Origin of the sequence: Pseudomonas sp. TREG-RG-20F-10-E-6-01 (assembly GCF_022662455.1) — a bacterium.
Taxonomy (GTDB): domain Bacteria; phylum Pseudomonadota; class Gammaproteobacteria; order Pseudomonadales; family Pseudomonadaceae; genus Aquipseudomonas.
Map to the genome: position 1 here is coordinate 41,736 of NZ_JAKNQP010000003.1, position 16,694 is coordinate 58,429.

Annotated in this window: 16 protein-coding genes and 1 pseudogene; 8 read left to right on the forward strand and 9 right to left on the reverse strand. The window is 62.2% G+C overall.

All coding sequences use genetic code 11. The features are described from left to right. Positions 1-17 precede the first annotated feature (17 nt). The gene (locus L8K08_RS10675; RefSeq protein WP_242196523.1) at positions 18-905 is read right to left on the reverse strand and encodes a LysR family transcriptional regulator; all 888 of its coding nucleotides are present in this window, start codon (positions 903-905) and stop codon (positions 18-20) included. Positions 906-981: 76 nt separating this feature from the next. Here L8K08_RS10675 and L8K08_RS10680 point away from each other — a divergent pair, with 76 nt between their 5' ends. Beyond that, positions 982-1,905 (forward strand): EamA family transporter, encoded by a 924-nt coding sequence (locus L8K08_RS10680; RefSeq protein ID WP_242196526.1) that lies wholly within the window; start codon positions 982-984, stop codon positions 1,903-1,905. 245 nt (positions 1,906-2,150) lie between these two features. After that, the gene (hppD, locus tag L8K08_RS10685) at positions 2,151-3,227 is read left to right on the forward strand and encodes a 4-hydroxyphenylpyruvate dioxygenase (RefSeq protein ID WP_145160866.1); all 1,077 of its coding nucleotides are present in this window, start codon (positions 2,151-2,153) and stop codon (positions 3,225-3,227) included. Positions 3,228-3,282: 55 nt separating this feature from the next. Here the strand turns inward: hppD and rarD are convergent, their stop codons facing one another. The 3 genes from rarD to L8K08_RS10700 all read right to left on the reverse strand — a co-directional run bounded on the left by rarD (position 3,283) and on the right by L8K08_RS10700 (position 6,361). Further along, positions 3,283-4,164, reverse strand: coding sequence for an EamA family transporter RarD (gene rarD, locus L8K08_RS10690; RefSeq protein WP_242196529.1), 882 nt, complete (start codon positions 4,162-4,164; stop codon positions 3,283-3,285). Positions 4,165-4,366: 202 nt separating this feature from the next. Beyond that, the gene (locus L8K08_RS10695) at positions 4,367-5,377 is read right to left on the reverse strand and encodes an aldo/keto reductase (protein WP_242196533.1); all 1,011 of its coding nucleotides are present in this window, start codon (positions 5,375-5,377) and stop codon (positions 4,367-4,369) included. Positions 5,378-5,458: 81 nt separating this feature from the next. Next, complete coding sequence (locus tag L8K08_RS10700; RefSeq protein ID WP_242196536.1) at positions 5,459-6,361, reverse strand: LysR family transcriptional regulator; 903 nt, start codon at positions 6,359-6,361, stop codon at positions 5,459-5,461. A 101-nt stretch (positions 6,362-6,462) separates the two neighbouring features. Between L8K08_RS10700 and L8K08_RS10705 the strand changes: the two genes are divergently transcribed. Continuing rightward, entirely contained in the window at positions 6,463-7,167 is a 705-nt protein-coding gene (locus L8K08_RS10705) for an SDR family oxidoreductase (protein ID WP_242196539.1), read from the forward strand. Positions 7,168-7,296: 129 nt separating this feature from the next. Here L8K08_RS10705 and L8K08_RS10710 read toward each other — a convergent pair whose 3' ends face one another. Beyond that, a complete protein-coding gene (locus L8K08_RS10710) occupies positions 7,297-8,607 on the reverse strand; it encodes an MFS transporter (RefSeq protein WP_242196541.1) in 1,311 nt (436 codons plus the stop codon). Between the two features lie 161 nt (positions 8,608-8,768). Here L8K08_RS10710 and L8K08_RS10715 point away from each other — a divergent pair, with 161 nt between their 5' ends. The 4 genes from L8K08_RS10715 (at position 8,769) to L8K08_RS10730 (ending at position 12,805) form a co-directional block, all read left to right on the forward strand. After that, complete coding sequence (locus L8K08_RS10715; RefSeq protein ID WP_145160854.1) at positions 8,769-9,875, forward strand: sugar diacid recognition domain-containing protein; 1,107 nt, start codon at positions 8,769-8,771, stop codon at positions 9,873-9,875. A gap of 91 nt (positions 9,876-9,966) precedes the next feature. Beyond that, positions 9,967-11,106: a glycerate kinase gene (locus L8K08_RS10720; protein WP_242196544.1), complete on the forward strand. Its 1,140-nt coding sequence runs from the start codon at positions 9,967-9,969 to the stop codon at positions 11,104-11,106. Between the two features lie 54 nt (positions 11,107-11,160). Further along, positions 11,161-12,231: a DUF1176 domain-containing protein gene (locus L8K08_RS10725; RefSeq protein WP_242196547.1), complete on the forward strand. Its 1,071-nt coding sequence runs from the start codon at positions 11,161-11,163 to the stop codon at positions 12,229-12,231. Positions 12,232-12,292: 61 nt separating this feature from the next. Continuing rightward, positions 12,293-12,805, forward strand: a complete 513-nt coding sequence (locus tag L8K08_RS10730; protein WP_145160848.1) for a GNAT family N-acetyltransferase — start codon at positions 12,293-12,295, stop codon at positions 12,803-12,805. On the opposite strand, the gene L8K08_RS10735 is transcribed toward L8K08_RS10730, so the two are convergent. Then, positions 12,802-13,494 carry an aspartate/glutamate racemase family protein gene (locus L8K08_RS10735; RefSeq protein WP_145160846.1) on the reverse strand — a complete coding sequence of 231 codons (693 nt, stop codon included), beginning with the start codon at positions 13,492-13,494 and terminating at the stop codon, positions 12,802-12,804. The two genes, L8K08_RS10730 and L8K08_RS10735, sit on opposite strands and share 4 nt — an antisense overlap. A 163-nt stretch (positions 13,495-13,657) precedes the next feature. Here L8K08_RS10735 and L8K08_RS10740 point away from each other — a divergent pair, with 163 nt between their 5' ends. Next, a complete protein-coding gene (locus L8K08_RS10740; RefSeq protein ID WP_242196550.1) occupies positions 13,658-14,152 on the forward strand; it encodes a hypothetical protein in 495 nt (164 codons plus the stop codon). Between the two features lie 109 nt (positions 14,153-14,261). On the opposite strand, the gene L8K08_RS10745 is transcribed toward L8K08_RS10740, so the two are convergent. From L8K08_RS10745 to L8K08_RS10755, 3 genes and pseudogenes are all read right to left on the reverse strand, one after another. Continuing rightward, complete coding sequence (locus L8K08_RS10745; protein ID WP_242197933.1) at positions 14,262-14,639, reverse strand: hypothetical protein; 378 nt, start codon at positions 14,637-14,639, stop codon at positions 14,262-14,264. A 106-nt stretch (positions 14,640-14,745) separates the two neighbouring features. Next, positions 14,746-14,907: pseudogene (locus tag L8K08_RS10750) on the reverse strand (J domain-containing protein); the annotation flags it as partial. A 180-nt stretch (positions 14,908-15,087) separates the two neighbouring features. After that, positions 15,088-16,488, reverse strand: a complete 1,401-nt coding sequence (locus L8K08_RS10755) for a DUF1254 domain-containing protein (protein ID WP_242196554.1) — start codon at positions 16,486-16,488, stop codon at positions 15,088-15,090. Positions 16,489-16,694 lie beyond the last annotated feature (206 nt).

The window sequence follows — 16,694 nt, forward strand, 5'->3', positions numbered from 1 at the left end:
CTCGCTGTACCTCGCGGTCAGATGAGTCCGGACCGCTGGAAATTCAGCGTCTGCGCCAGTTGGATGAACGCCAGGGTCGCAGGTGTCGACTGGCGTTGGTCCAGCACCGCCAGGCCAATATCACGGCCCACCCGTGGCGACAGCGGGCGCACCTGGTAACGTGCGTCCGGCGTCTGCGGCAAGGACGCCTGCGCCACTACACTCACGCCGTCGCCGCGGCTCACTGCCTCAAGCGTACTGAGCAGTTGCGAGCAGCGATAACGCACATTCGGGGTCAGACGCGCGCTGCTGAACAACCGCGAGACCAGCTCCTGCGAGCCGGCGTCGGTGAGAATGAACGGGTCGTCACACAGCGCCTTCAAGGTCACGCAAGGTTGCGCAGCCAGCGGGTGCGCAGCGGGCAGCAGGGCGACCATCTGGTCATTGAACAGCGCAAACGTATCGAAGCGCTCCTGTTCGAGCACCACAAACCCCACGTCGATGCGCCGCTCGTCCAGCCACTGGATCACTTGGCGGTCCGGGCCTTCGTCCACGTGCACCTCAATGCCCGGGTGCTGACGCCTGAATGGCTCGAGAATGCGCGGCAGCAGGCGGTTGGATGACGTCGGGCCAAAAGAGCCGATACGCAGCGTGCCGCGCTTCATGCCTCGCGCATCCGAGGCTTCCTGTTGCAGGGTGTCGGCCACGCCCAGCAGGGTGCGCGCACGCATCAGCAATTGCTGGCCGATATCACTGAGTTCGACCTGGGACTGATGGCGCCGAAACAGCTCAACGCCCAATTCCTGCTCCAAGGCCTTGATGGCATGCGACACGGCTGACTGGCTGATGCCCAGGCGGTGGGCGGTGTGGGTGAAGCTTTGCAGCTCGGCCACCCGCGAGAAGATTTGCAGTTGCGTAAGGGTCATGAGCAATTACTCATTTTACGATGATCGGTCATTAGCTACAGGATATCCCAATCCTGACATTCACAGAGCCTCACCAATGACGTCCTCTCCCGATCGCATGACTTACCTCAAACTTGCCGCTGTCACCATGATCTGGGGCGCGACCTTTGTGGCCGGCCGCTACCTGGCAGCCGACGTGGAGCCAATGCTGGCTGCCACGCTGCGTTTTGTGTTGGCCAGCGCGGCGCTGCTGGGCTTCATGGCCCTGGCACGCGTGCGCCTGGCTCGGCCCAGCGTCACGCAACTTGCGCAGTTGGCAATGCTGGGGTTCTGCGGGATCTTTTTCTACAACCTGTGTTTCTTCTACGGCCTGCATTACATCAATGCGTCGCGGGCGTCGCTGATCGTGGCCTTGAACCCGGCCGTGATCGGCCTGGGTTCATGGTGGCTGTTCAAGGAGCGGCTAGGCACGGCCAAATGCCTGGGCATTGCCTTGTGCCTGGGCGGCGCGGGTGCGGTCATCCTCAGCCGCAATCCGCATGCGCTGCAGGGTGCGACCAACACCTGGGTGGGCGATCTGCTGATTTTTGGCTGCGTGTTGGGGTGGGGCGCCTACTCGCTGTGTTCCCGCAGCCTCAACCAGAGCCTGGGGCCATTGCAGACGGTGACCTGGTCGATCTTGCTGGGCACGGCGATGTTGACGCTCACCACGCTGATCGGTGGCAAGCTCACCGTAAATGCGCTGAGCGCGATCCACTTACCGCAACTGCTCAGCCTGCTGTACCTGGGCGTGTTCGGCTCGGCGCTGGCCTACATCGCCTGGTATGACGGCATTCGCCGCATCGGCGCGACCCGCGCCGGCGTGTTCATCGCACTCAACCCGCTGACAGCGGTGATCTGCGGCGCCGTGCTGCTGGATGAGCACCTGAGCGCGCCGATGCTGGTGGGCGGGGCGGTGATCCTGCTGGGCATCCATCTGTGCAACAAACCCCTTGCGCAGCCCAAGCCATTGGGGATTTGATAAGAGTGCGGACAAACCCTGTTACGCTGTGTAGAATCGATTTACGCATACAAGAATATGGACTTGCGCTCACGCAAGCCTCGGCCGTCAGAGACTGATGTAACCATGAAGCTACTCGGCTCCCCCCTCATCTTTGGTGATTTCCTCGCGCGCAGCGTGCGAGGCCTGTCCTGTGCGCCACCCTGCAACCTCATCCTTGCTCGCAAATAAACCTGTGTTAACGACAAGAATGATGAGGTGCCACCATGGCAGACCAATACGAAAACCCAATGGGCCTGATGGGCTTTGAATTTATCGAATTCGCATCGCCAACGCCGGGCACCCTGGAGCCGATCTTCGAGATCATGGGCTTCACCAAAGTCGCCTCCCACCGCTCCAAGAACGTGCACCTGTATCGCCAGGGCGAAATCAACCTGATCCTCAACAACCAGCCCGACAGCCTGGCCTCCTACTTTGCGGCCGAACACGGCCCGTCGGTGTGCGGCATGGCGTTCCGCGTCAAGGATTCGCAGCAGGCCTACAACCGCGCACTCGAACTCGGCGCCCAACCGATTCATATCGAAACCGGCCCGATGGAGCTGAACCTGCCAGCCATCAAGGGCATCGGCGGCGCGCCGCTGTACCTGATCGACCGTTTCGGCGAAGGCAACTCGATCTATGACATCGACTTCGTGTACCTAGACGGTGTGGACCGCAACCCGGTGGGCGCCGGCCTCAAGGTCATCGACCACCTGACCCACAACGTGTATCGCGGGCGCATGGTCTATTGGGCCAACTTCTACGAGAAGCTGTTCAACTTCCGTGAAGCGCGCTACTTCGATATCAAGGGCGAATACACCGGCCTGACGTCCAAGGCCATGAGCGCTCCGGACGGCATGATCCGCATCCCGCTGAACGAAGAATCGTCCAAGGGCGCGGGCCAGATCGAAGAGTTCCTGATGCAGTTCAACGGCGAAGGCATCCAGCACGTGGCGTTCCTCACCGACGACCTGGTCAAGACCTGGGACGCGCTGAAGAACATCGGCATGCGCTTCATGACCGCGCCGCCAGACACCTACTATGAAATGCTCGAGGGCCGCCTGCCTAACCACGGCGAGCCGGTGGACCAACTGCAAGCGCGCGGCATTCTGCTCGACGGTTCGTCGATTGCCGGTGACAAGCGCCTGCTGCTGCAAATCTTCTCGGAAACCCTGATGGGCCCGGTGTTCTTCGAATTCATCCAGCGCAAGGGCGATGATGGGTTTGGCGAGGGCAACTTCAAGGCGCTGTTCGAGTCGATCGAGCGTGACCAGGTGCGTCGTGGTGTACTGACCGCCGACTAAGCGTAAAAAAGCCCGGCCGAGGTAACCCTCGGCCGGGCTTTTTATGGCCTGCGCATCACGCTTTGCGCTGACGCACCAAGTGCTTGAAGCCTTCGTACACCAGCACCATCACCGCCAGCCAGATCGGGATATAGGTCAGCCACTGGCCGCCCTTGATGCCTTCGCCCAATATCAGCGCCACCGCCAGCAGCAACACCGGCTCCACATAGCTGAGCAGCCCGAACAGGCTGAAAGGCAGCTGCCGGCTGGCCACGATATAGCTGACCAGCGCCGAGGCACTGATCACGCCCAGCATCGGAATCAATGCATACAGCTTGGGATGACTGTCCATCACGGCAAAGCCTTGTTCGCCGTGCTGCACAAACCACCAGGCCAGGGGCAGCATCAGCGCCATGTCCAGCCACAACCCGCCCAGGTGATCTGTGGTGAGGTATTTGCGCACCACAAAATAGATCGGGTAACCAATGATCACCACCAGGGTTGCCCAGGAAAAACCACCGGCCTGATACAACTCGTTGAGCACGCCGAGCGCGGCAAAAAATACCGCGATCTGCTGCAGGCGCGACAAGCGCTCGCCGTACACCAGGCGCCCGGTCAACACCATGGTCAGCGGCAGCAGAAAGTAGCCGACCGACACATCCAGGCTGCGCCCATTGAGCGGTGCCCACATAAATAGCCACAGTTGCACGCCGAGCAACGCCGACGACAACAGCACACCGCCGATCAGCCGCGGCTTGGCCGCCAGCATCCGTACCAGCTCCCATACCCGCCGCCATTCGCCGCTGACGATCATGAACACGGTCATGCACGGCACGGTCAGCAACATGCGCCAGCCGAAAATTTCCAGGCCGCTCAATGGCGTGAGCAGCGAGGTGAAGTAATACATCACGGCAAACAACACCGAGGCCAATACCGACAACACAACACCTTTAGACACACTGTCCTCGCGAAAACGAATAGCTACAAAAGAGGGGGGATATTTCAGGAGGGGATTATGGTGCTTTTGGCGGCAGACGGTTGCGCTGTTTTGGGGCGTTTTGCAGGAAATTTTCTCGCCACACCAGGTTCAGCCAAATCGCCTAAGGCAAGCGGGCGTAGCGGGGCAAGCCCGCTCGCCACACACCTACACGTTGCAGGCGCTAGGCGCGCGCCACGCGGCCCGAGACAAAATGGCCCACATCATTAAACCCCGGTGTGGACGAATGCCCCGGCGTCACCAGCGAATCAATAAAGGCCTCATCTTCAGCGCTGATCTTCACTTCCAGCGCGCCGGTGTACGCGTCCCACTGCGCTTCGGTGCGCGGCCCGACAATTGCCGAACTCACGGCCGCGTTGTTCAGCACCCAGGCAATCGCAAACTCGACCATGCCGACGCCGCGCCCTTGGGTGTACTGCTGAATCTGTTGGGCGATGCGCAGTGACTCCACGCGCCATTCGGTTTCCAGAATGCGCTTGTCCTGACGCGCTGCACGGCTGCCAGCTTGGGGCGTGACGTCGGGTGCGTACTTGCCGCTGAGCACGCCGCGCGCCAGCGGGCTGTAAGGCACCACGCCCAGGCCGTAGGCGGCTGCGGCGGTGAGCTGCTCGACCTCGGCCTGGCGATTGACGATGTTGTACAGCGGTTGGCTGATGATCGGCTGGTCCACGCCCAAACGCTCGGCCACGCGCATCACTTCGGCGATGCGCCAGCCCCGGTAGTTGGACAGGCCCCAATAGCGGATCTTGCCCTGGCGGATCAAATCGCCAATCGCCGACACCGTGACGTCCAGCTGCGTGTCATGGTCTTCGCGGTGCAGGTAATAGATGTCCAGGTAGTCGGTGTCCAGGCGCGTCAAGCTGGCTTCCAGCGCGTTGAAAATGCGCTTGCGGCTCAACCCTCTGCGATTCGGCACGCCGTCGGCCGGGCCGATGCCGACCTTGGACGCCACCACCCAGTCCTGGCGATGACGAACGATGGCCTCGCCGACGATTTCTTCGGAACGCCCGCCGGTGTAGACGTCGGCGGTGTCGATAAAATTGATGCCCTGGTCCCAGGCCTTGTCGATGATGCGCAGCGAGTCTTCGGTGTTGGTCTGTTCGCCAAACATCATGGTGCCCAGTGTCAGTGCGCTGACCTTCAACCCGGACTGGCCCAATGTGCGGTAAATCATACAAAGCTCCTCATGGCAGGGAAACGTGAACCCTGCAATACCAGACTCGAGGGCTCTGGAACAAGCCCGGCGCGTGTTTCTTCATGCACTGAGCAAGGCCTGACAGCGTGTCTGCAGAAATCGGTGCAGCACTTTCACCCGTTCCGACACTTGCAGGCGGTGCGGGCACATCAGGTTGAACGGCGTGGGTTCGCCTTGCCAGTCGGGCAACAGCGGCACCAGGCGCCCGGCCTTGATATCACTGGCGATGTCCAGGTTGGCCTTGTAGGCAATGCCATGGCCGGCCAGCGCCCAGCGCCGCACAATTTCGCCGTCGTCGCTGAGGTAATCGCCCGTCACCTCGACTTCCTGCAGCAGTGCGCCCTGGCGGAAGTACCAGGTGTTGTTGGCCTGCCCACGGCGCATGTAGCGCAGCGTGCTGTGCTGGGCCAGGTCTGCCGGCGTGCGCGGTGTGCCATGGCGTGCGAGGTAGTCGGGGCTGGCACAGGGAATGCGGTGGTGGCCAGGCACCACCGGCAGCGCGACCAGGCTGGAGTCGCGTGGCACGCCAAAGCGCAGGGCAATGTCGACGGTGTCGCGGAATAAGTCGGCGTTGCTGTCGTTGAGCAACAACTGCAAGCGGATGTTCGGGTGTTCGAGCTTGAATTCGTCCAGCCAGCCCAGCAGCACATTGCGGCCAAAATCCGAGGGCGCCGCCAATTGCAATAAACCGCTGAGGCTCTGGCCTTGTTGCTTGATCGCCTGCTCACCTTCCGACAAAGCTTCCAGGGCGACCCGAACGCTGTCCAGGTAGCGCCGGCCTTCTTCGGTCAGGCGCATGCTGCGCGTGGAGCGGGCCAGCAGGCGGATGCCCAGCCGCGTTTCCAGGCGCTTGAGCGCAATGCTCGCCGCAGCCGGTGTGAGGTTGAGGCTGCGCGCAGCCGCTGACAGGCTGCCGGTGTCGGCGGTGCGCACAAACACTTCAAGGTCGAGGGTTGAGCTCATTTGTAAAAATCCTTTAAAGATCTTGTCGTTTTACCGGGATTTTTCGCTGATTGCCAAGCTGAGAAGATCAACGCTCACTTTCTTAGTCAGGTAGTTAACCCATGGCATCTTCCCTCAGCGGTAAAACCGTCATCGTCATCGGCGGCAGCAGCGGTATCGGCGCCGCCGTGGCCAAAGCGGCCACGGCGCGAGGCGCACAGGTGGTGCTGGCCGGGCGACGGTTGACGTCCGGTGTCGCCGGCGGCGTACGCAGCGAGCCGGTGGATGTGACCGACACTGCATCCTTGCAACGCTTGTTCGAGGCGGTGGGGCGCTTTGACCATCTGGTCTACACCTCTGGGCCGTCGGTGCGCGCCAAACCCTTGCTCGACACCGACCTGGATGAGGCCCAGGACAATTTCGACGTGAAGCTCTGGGGCTCGCTGCGCGCGATTCAACAGGCGCTGCCATTTCTCGACGAGCACGGCAGCATCACGCTGACCTCTGGCCAACTGGGCCGTAAATTGGCGCCCGGCCAGTTCATCAAGACCGGCATCAATGCCGCGACCGAGGCGCTGGGTAAACAACTGGCGAAGGAACTGGCGCCACGGCGGGTCAATGTGATCAGCCCGGGCGTGATCGACACGCCTGCTTATGCAGGCTTGGCAGAAGAACAGCGCCAGGCGATGTTTGCCAAGACCGGTGGCGCGTTGCCGGTGGGGCGCGTGGGGCAGGCTGACGAAGTGGCAGCGGGGTACGTGCTGGCCATGGAGAATGGCTTTGTCACTGGCGCCGTGATCGACATCGACGGCGGTGGCCTGTTGTAAACCCGGCAACAAAAGTGGGAGCGGGCTTGCTCGCGAAAGCAGTGCGTCAGTCACCGAATGTATCGACTGAACCACCGCATTCGCGAGCAAGCCCGCTCCCACATTGAACTGATTGCTGCCGGGCGCGCGTTATACCTTCAATGTGCGCGTCATGCGCAGCGCCAGCACACTGCCGGCAACGATCACCGCCGCCAGCAAGTACAACGCCACATCCGTGGACCCGGTGGCATCCTTCACAAACCCTACGATATACGGGCTGAGGAAGCCGGCCATCTGGCCCATGGAGTTGATCAGCGCCAAACCACCGGCCGCAGCGCCGGCACTGAGCATGGCGGTCGGCACCGGCCAGAACATCGGCAGGCCGGTGAGGGCGCCCATGGTGGCAATGGTCAGGCCAAGAATCGCAATCGCCGGGGTGGTGGCGAAATTCACGGCGATCACCAAACCGATAGCCCCCATCAACATCGGCACCACCAAATGCCAGCGACGCTCCTTACGCAAGTCGGCGGAGCGGCCCACCAGCAACATGAACACCGCGGCCAGCAGGTACGGAATCGCGCTGAGCCAGCCAATCACCAGGTTATCGCTGAAGCCCAGGCTCTTGATGATCGACGGCAGCCAGAAGTTGATCGCGTACACGCCGCTCTGGATGCAGAAGTAGATCAGGCCGAACGCCCAGATGGCAGGGTTCTTGAACACCTCGCCGAGCGAATCTGTGGTGGTTTTCGGCTTGTTCGCCAGATCCGTTGCCTGGTCGGCCTCCAGCACTGCACGCTCATGCGGCGTAAGCCACTTGGCATTGGCAAAGCTGTCGCTGAGCAGGAAATAGGCGAGCGCGCCCAGGATCACCGTCGGGATGCCTTGCAACACAAACATCCACTGCCAGCCGGCCAGGCCACCCTGGCCGGCGGCAAAGTGGTTGAGGATCCAGCCGGAAAACGGGCTGCCGAGCAGGCCGGACACCGGGATTGCCGACATGAACAACGCCATGATCCGCCCACGGCGAAAGGTCGGGAACCACTGCGAGAGGTACAGCACCACGCCTGGGAAGAACCCGGCTTCAGCGGCACCGGTCAACAGGCGCAGGCCATAGAAGTGTGTTGGCGTGGTCACGAACAGCAAGCATGTGGAGAGCGTGCCCCACACGATCATCATCAGCGCAATCCAGCGCCGCGGGCCGAACTTGGTCAGCGCCAGGTTGCTCGGCACGCCGCACAGTACGTAACCGATAAAGAAAATCCCGGCCCCCAGGCCGTACACCGTTTCACTGAATTTCAACGCATCGAGCATCTGCAACTTGGCAAAACCAACGTTTACCCGGTCAAGGTAATTAAACAGGTAGCAGATGAAAATGAAGGGGATCAGGCGCAGGGTAATGCGCTTGTAGATGGCGTTTTTATCGTCATCGGTGGCCAGTGTGGCAGCGGCGCTCTGTGACATGTCAGTCTCTCTTTATTATGATTTTTCGCGATGCGAAGGTAACGTTGATCGCCCAATGAGTCTCGGCCACCTTGCGGGGTGCTGTCTTTGTGCTTGCGCACAGTCAAGCACGCTTTGCGCTGTGCCTATGACCAACTCGCTTTTTTCAGGAATTTAGCCCCATGTTCGAGCTGGATCATGACCTGGCGCAGGATATCGTCAATCGCACCATGGCGATCCTGCCCTACAACGTCAACGTCATGGACAGCCAGGGCCTGATTCTGGGCAGCGGCGAGCCGGAGCGCATCAATACCCGCCATGAGGGCGCGCAGCTGGTGCTGGCCAACGGCCGGGTAGTCGAGATCGACGGCCAGACTGCCAAGCACCTCAAGGGCGTGCAGCCGGGCATCAACCTGCCCTTAATGCACGACCAACGCCTGATCGGCGTGCTGGGCATTACCGGTGAACCCGAGCTGTTGCGCACCTACGCTGAACTGGTGCGCATGACCGCCGAGATGTTGGTCAGCCACCGTCATCAGCAAGCCGAGCAGCAATGGCGACGCCAGCGGTGCGATGACCTGCTCGCGTTATTGCTGGCCGAACGCGGTGAATCGCCGCGCCTGGTGGACGAGGCCCAGCAACTGGGGCTCAAGCCGCACATGCCGCGCACGCCGTACCTGTTTGAACTGGGCGTGGGTCAGTCGGCCGAGGCGCTGAGCGCGTGGCTGACCAGCCGTTACCCGGACAGTTGGTGTGTCAGCTCTGCGCAATTCTCTCTGTTGTGGTGCCGGCCGGCGGCCGTGCAGGTGGACAACCCACGGTTGCTGGAAAAACTTCAGGGCCTGGGCTGGAACATCCTGCGGGTTGCCGTCGGTGGGCAAGCCGATGGCCTGGCGGGCTTGCGCCGGTGTTATCGCCGGGTCGGCGATCTGCTGGCCTACGGTCGTGACATCTTGCCTCACTCACGCTTGTTGACGCTCAACCGCTATCGCCTGCCGGTGATGCTCTGGCGCCACCGCAACGATGATGCGCTGGATGAACTGCTGAACCCGTTGCGCAAAGTCCTGGCCAAGGACACCAATGGCCAACTGCTTGCCACGCTGCGCAGTTGGTGCGACCACGACGGCCAGAGCCAGGCCTGCGCCGACGCGCTGGGCATCCACCGCAACAGCTTGCGCTACCGAATGGAACGCATTGCCGAGCTCAGCGGCGTCGACCCGTTGACCCTCGACGGCATGCTGGCCCTGTACCTTGGCGTCCAGCTTTTGCCCCAGGCTTTGTCGGAATGAACAACAAAGCTGCGCCACACTTGTGCATCGGACCGGCGTCATTGCCGCAGCCAACTGGCAGCATGGGCGTTATAAAAACCGGAGAACGCCCATGAAAATCATCATCGCCCCCGACTCGTTCAAAGACAGCCTGAGCGCCGAAGGCGTCGCCCAGGCCATCGCCGAAGGCTTGGCCGAGGTCTGGCCGCAGGCACATCTGGTGCAGTGCCCGATGGCGGACGGTGGCGAGGGCACGGTGGATTCGGTGCTTGCCGCCTGCAATGGCGAGTTGCGCAGCCAGACGGTTAGAGGCCCCTTGGGCGCGTCGGTTGAGGCTCGCTGGGGCTGGTTGGCCGACAGCCATACCGCGATTATCGAAATGGCCGAAGCCAGTGGTTTGCAACTGCTGGCGCCGGGCAAGCGCGACGCCTGTTCGAGCAGCACTTACGGCACGGGCGAACTGATCCGTGCAGCCCTGGACGCCGGTGCCCGGCGCATCATTCTGGCGATTGGCGGCAGTGCGACCAACGATGCCGGTGCCGGGGCGATGCAGGCGCTGGGTGTGCAACTGTTCGATGCGCAAGGTCAGGCACTTGCCCCGGGTGGCCTGGCGCTGGCGCGGCTTGCGCGGATCAGCCTTGAACAACTGGACCCACGTTTGGCTCAGGTGCGTTTTGACATTGCTGCCGATGTGAACAACCCGCTGTGTGGCCCGCACGGCGCGTCTGCCATTTTCGGCCCGCAAAAAGGTGCCAGCGCGCAGCAGGTCCAACAACTGGACGCAGCCCTTGGTCACTTTGCCGATCACTGCACCAAGGTCCTGCCCAAAGACGTGCGCGATGAACCCGGCAGCGGCGCCGCCGGTGGCTTGGGTTTTGCCGCCAAAGCGTTCCTTGGCGCGCAATTTCGCGCGGGTGTGGAGGTGGTGGCCGAACTGGTTGGTTTGGACGCAGCGGTGCAGGGGGCTGATTTGGTGGTCACCGGCGAAGGCCGTTTCGACGCCCAGACCCTGCGCGGCAAAACCCCTTTCGGCGTGGCGCGCATCGCCCAGCAGCACAACGTGCCCGTCATCGTGATTGCCGGCACCCTGGGCGAGGGCTACGAGCACATGTACAGCCACGGCGTGAACGCCGCATTCGCCTTGCCGTCCGGGCCGATGAGCCTCGAACAGGCGTGCAGCGATGCGCCGCGCCTGCTGCGCGAGCGTGCGGCAGATATTGCGCGACTGTGGCGCACCGCGACCGGGCGCTGACGCAACGCCGTGAACGTGGGACAATCCGCGCCGTTTTTCGACACGGAGAGTCCCATGCTGCGCACCGCATTCCTGGCCCTGTTGCTGACTGGCATCAGCGCCCCGGCCCTCGCTCAACCCGCGACTGAAACCGTCCCGCTGCTGCGGGAAATCAAGAATTGGGTCATCGGCTGCGACAACCTGCGCAATTGTCACGCCCTCAGCGCGCCCAGCGGCGTTGACGAGCAAGACGCCAGTTCCCTGACCTTGCATATCTGGCATCAAGCCGGCCCCGAAGGCTACCTGCGTTTGCGCGTTGATCATCGCGGTGAGGCGCTGGACCTTTCGACCCTGCAATTGGATGGAAAGCCCCTGGGCCAGGCACTGATGCGCAGCCTGCAGGTGCAGTTGGACGATCAGCGTGTTGATCCCCAAATGCAATCCTACGGCGTGATCGAGGACGCGCCGGCGCGGCTCTGGCTGCAGCGCTTGCGCAACGGCCAGCGTTTGCAGTTACCTGGCGATGACACCGCGCATGTGTCCCTGAGCGGGCTAAGTGCCTCGCTGCTATTGATGGACGCGGTGCAAGGGCGGGTGGATAACGTCACCGCACTCGCGCGGCCTGGCAAGGGCGCGGCCAGCGGCGTGCCGGCACGCTTGCCGCCACCGGTGCTGCGCCCGTTCACGTCGGCGCCAGCGCTCAACTACCAGGAACAGGCCGCACTGGCCGCCGCAGCGGTGAAGGCGATCAACAGCACCGACACCGCGATGAAACCCGAGGCCGAAGTCGGCGCCCTGAGCGAGGCTCAAGCCCTGACAGTGGTTCGCTATGACTGCGCGGCCTACACCTGCGAGTACGAAGTCAGCAGCCGCGAGCGCAAGGCGCCGTACTCCGAAACCACCTTGAGCATTCAACCGTTGCCCTTGGACGGCGCTGCCCTGCAAGGGTCGGTGGACTACGACCCAACCACCGGCACCTTGAGCTATTTCTACAAACTGCGTGGCGTGGGTGATTGCGGTGAGGGCGGTGTCTGGGTGTTCGACGGCAAGGCTTTCCAGCTGCGCGAGTTGCATCAGATGCCGCGCTGCAATGGGGTGGGTTACGGCGATTGGCCGTCGCTGTGGACGACAGTGCCAGCACCCTAGCCAGCCTGCGGGCTTGGCCTCTACACTGGGCGGCCACTTGTTTTTCCAAGGAAGAAACGCAATGCACACACCTGAATCCCCTGTCGTGATCCAGCGCTTCACCGAGGCCCACCTTGAAGGCGTCGCTGCGCTCTACAACGAACCGGCTGTGTGCCGTCAGGTGCTGCAAATGCCTTTCCAATCGGTGCAGGCTTGGCGTAACAAACTGGCGCTGGATGACGAGCGGCGGCTGCAGCTGGTGGCGATGCATGCAGGGGAAGTGATCGGCCAGCTTGGCCTGGAGCAAACCCTGCGTGTGCGCCGCAGCCATGTCGGTTCGTTCGGCATGGGCGTCGCCAGCGCCTGGCAAGGCAAGGGCGTCGGCTCCAGGCTGTTGGCGGCCGCGCTGGACGTGGCCGACAACTGGATGAACTTGCGCCGCGTCGAACTGACGGTGTACGCCGACAACGAAGCGGCGCATAACCTCTATCGCAAGTTCGGCTTCGAGGTCGAAGGCCGGATGCGCGATTACGCCCTGCGTGACGGCGTCTTCGTCGACACCCTGAGCATGGCGCGCCTGCGTCAGTCGGCTTAACCCTGCAGCGCAAACGCCACCGCAGCCTGCGCATGCAGCTCGGTGGTGTCCAGCAATGGCAGGTTGCTGTGCTGCGGTTTGATCAGCAGACCGATTTCCGTGCAGCCCAGAATGATCGCCTGGGCGCCACGTGCGGCCAGCGACTCGATCACCCGCTGATAGACCTGGCGTGACGCGGCGCTGATCACGCCGACACACAACTCCTCATAGATGATTCGGTGCACGGCCTGGCGCTCGTCTGCGTCGGGCACCAACACGGTCAAGCCCTGGGCGGTCAGGCGCGAGGTGAGAAAGTCCTGCTCCATGGTGAATGCCGTGCCCAGCAAACCGACCGTCAGCGTACCGGCCGCTACCGCAGCGGCACCGGCCGCATCGGCGATATGCAGGAACGGAATCGACACGGCCGCCTCGATACGCGGCGCCACCCGATGCATGGTGTTGGTACACAGCACCACGCAGTCCGCACCGCCGGCCTGCAAGCGGCGCGCCGCATCCTCGAGGATCAGCGCGGCGTCATCCCAGCGGCCGGCATGCTGGGCCTGTTCGACCGGGCCGAAATCCACGCTGTACATCAACAGTTGCGCCGAGCGCAGCGGGCCCAGCTGGTCACGCACGCGCTGATTGATAATGCGGTAATACTCGGCGCTGGACTCCCAGCTCATGCCGCCGATAAGGCCGATGGTGCGCATGCGATGCTCCTGACAGGGGATGTCGACTCACCTTACCCATCGGCTGCGCATTAGTCATACGCAGTTGCCGGCCAAATGACCGGTGCAGTTTTAAGCCGCACGCTGAACCGCCGCATCTGCCATGATCACCGTCCGCAACCTGGCCCACCCAAGGAAATCAGCAATGGACGATGTACAGCAATTGGGCGAGATGCTTCGTCATTACGCCGACAGCGAAGCGCACAAAAAACAGCAATTCGACCTGCAGTCCGCGCGCTGGGCGCAGAAGCTCGGTGAGCTGTTCGGGCAGATCGAGCAATGGCTGGAACCCGTCAAGACCACTGGCCTGCTGGAAGTCCATCGTGAGGCCTATGTCGCCAGTAGCCCGAGCCTGCCGATTGAAACGTCGACCTTCAAAACAGAGAAACTGACGGTGCACATCACCGGCAAAACCGTGGAGTTCGTGCCGGACGTGATGGGGGCGGGCGGCTCGATTGCCGTGTCGGTGATGGGCTTGACCGCCGCCCGGCACGGCAGCGTATCGCTGGTGCTGCCGGCTGATAAAAACGACTGGCTGTGGAAAAAAACCAACGGCCTGAAGGACCCGGACACGTTCGCCTTCGACGCTAATTTCCTGGCGTCGCAGTTGCAGAGCCTGATCCCGCGCGATCGCGCTTGAGCGGGCTCGTTCAGCGTCGGGTGCCCCGGCGCAATCCTGCCCAAACGCGCTTGCAGCACAGCCCGTTGCTCAGTTGAGCTGACGCTGGTAGGCAAGCCGCGTGTCTCGGTCAACGCACGCGTGCCTGGCGCTTGTACGCGCCGACGGCAGCCAGGACCGCCACCAGTGTCAGGCCGGCGACGGGCCCGAACCGAGCGCTGATGGCAATGCTCATGGCCGCACCCGGAATCAGGTCGCGCACCGGCAATAATGGCAGGCGGGTGGGGCTCAACCCGCGCGGCAGTTTCGCACCAAGACGTTCATCCAGCACGCGCAGCCAATGCGCCAACGGGCGCCACACCTGCCAGGCCAGTGCGCCAACGGCCATGTAGGCCATCGACCAGGCCAATGCGTCGCCCGCAGCGTCCACTAATGCGCCCGCTTGCCAGGGCGACTGGAACAGCGCTCCGACGAGGCAGCCCAGCACAATCGCGTGCAACAGCGGCAAGGTGTCGAAGGCGGTTTGCCAGCCTGTAGTGCGCCTGCAAGGTGTCAGCGGCCAAGGCCGTCGGCACGGTTACCACTGCCAGCTCGGCGCTGTTGTCTTCCTGCGCCCATTGTTGCCAACTCAACGCGTGTTCGTACGCTTCACGCAGGCGTTGAAAGCCTTGCGGATCATCATCCGGTCGGGTTTTCTTCAGCAGGGTGGCGTATTGGCGTTTGATCGTGCGGCTATCGGCATTCGGGGATAGGCCGAGGACATCCCAGCAAGTCATGTGCGGTACAACTCCATAAATAACGCGCGCACCTTACCCGGTTTCGTGTCCGCTGAACCAGTGGGAGTGAGGGAGGTCGCGGTCTTGCTGGAGTGCTTGGCGCAAGCGCTTGGAAGACCCGGAAGGTGCGTGCCCGGTCGCAAACCGGGGGCGAACGGGCACGTTGCTGTTAGCCGAGGATTATTTGAGCGGCGTCAGCGGTGGCAATTTCCATTGGCCGTTACTCGCTTCAGGCTTGGGCAGGTAAATGCGCAGGACTGCGTAAAACGGGCCGGGCGGTGCCGGTAGCCAGTTGTTCTGTTCGGCTTTCGGTGGCTCGTGGTGCTGCAACGCCAGGGTCAGGCCGCCGTCGGCGTCCAGTTTGAGGTTGGGCAACATCCGCGAATTGATCAGGTAGCGCTTCTTGAGGTTGGGCGCCAGCAGCTTGGTCTTGGCGTCGTACATGGTCAGCGACCAGAACGCTTCGGCGGGCGGCAGTTGGTCCTTGTCAAAGTGCACGGTGTAGCTGTGACGTGCGCCATTGGCCGGTTTGCCTTCGCTGTCGACGAAGTAGCTCAGGTAAATGGCCTCATCGGAGGAGTTGCCGAAAATTCCCAGGTCCGCACCGGCGTAGCGGTACAGATAGTTGTTTTTCAGGCGGTCGCGGCTGCCGAACAGGTCGCCGCTGGTCACTTGGTGGGTGTCGATTTTGTCTTTCTTGAAGGCGGCGAATTCTGCGCGGCCGTCGGCAATCCCGTCTTCCAGGGCTTTGCGTTGTTCTGCGGTCAAGTCCTTGACCTTGAACGGCGCACCCGGGGCGATGCCGATCTTGGCGAAGCGCGCCAGCAGGTCTTTTTCGCTGTCCTGAGGGGCAGCGAAGGCCAACATGAAATTCAGGTAACGAAACAGCTGCGGGCCTTCGGTCATTGTGGCCATCGGCTTGGGCCATTCAATCTTCGGCACCGCAGCCGGCGCAGGCTGTTTCACGTAGCTGCTCAGGGGCTGCACTTTGTAGCCGCTCTGGATCTGCTTGACCTTGTTCAAGTCCTTTTCATCAAACAGCTGCGTGCGGTACAGGGCGTAGGCGATATTGCTTTCGCTGTACACCACGCGGTCCACGTCAACCGGCTGCTGACCTTTCCAGTCCGGGCCGGCGATCATGTAGTGGCCGCCGTTGTTGCCGGTGCTGCGGGTGCCCAGGTAGGCGATGTTCTGCGTATAGAGGTCGATCAACTGCACCGAGTAGTAACGGTTGTCTTCGATCTTGGGCAGGGTCAACACCAACGGCTCTTTGCGCAGGTCCATCCATACGAAAGAGTAGGGCGTGTCCGAATTCGGTGTGGCGAAAGCCGTGTCCTTGGGGGTGAACACCTGCGCGGTGTTGCCGATATGGTTGAACGGCGCCTTGAAATTGGCCCCGCCTTTATCGACGGCCTGGGTGTAGAGCGTCTTGTACATTGCCACGACCGGGTAGCCATACAGGTAGGCTTCCTTGGCAATCGCCCGCGCTTCGGCGGGGGTTGCCGTGAAGTCAGCCCAGGCGCCGGTGCTCATGAATATCGAGAGGCTCGCCAACAGCAGGCGCGTCGGTTTTCCAATCATGTTGTTGCGTCCTTCCAGAGTTCTTTTGACTGACGGGAGTTGAAGGCGACGAGTTTCCAGTTTTATTTCCCGAACGTCACGTTAATCCCTGCAAACCAGGTCAACTGAGGCCAATCATCGCCTTGGCACGCCCCTGTCTGTTGCGGTTCGACACAGGTGTTGACGATGACGCGCTCGGGCCTTCACGGATGATATCGATTGAAGCT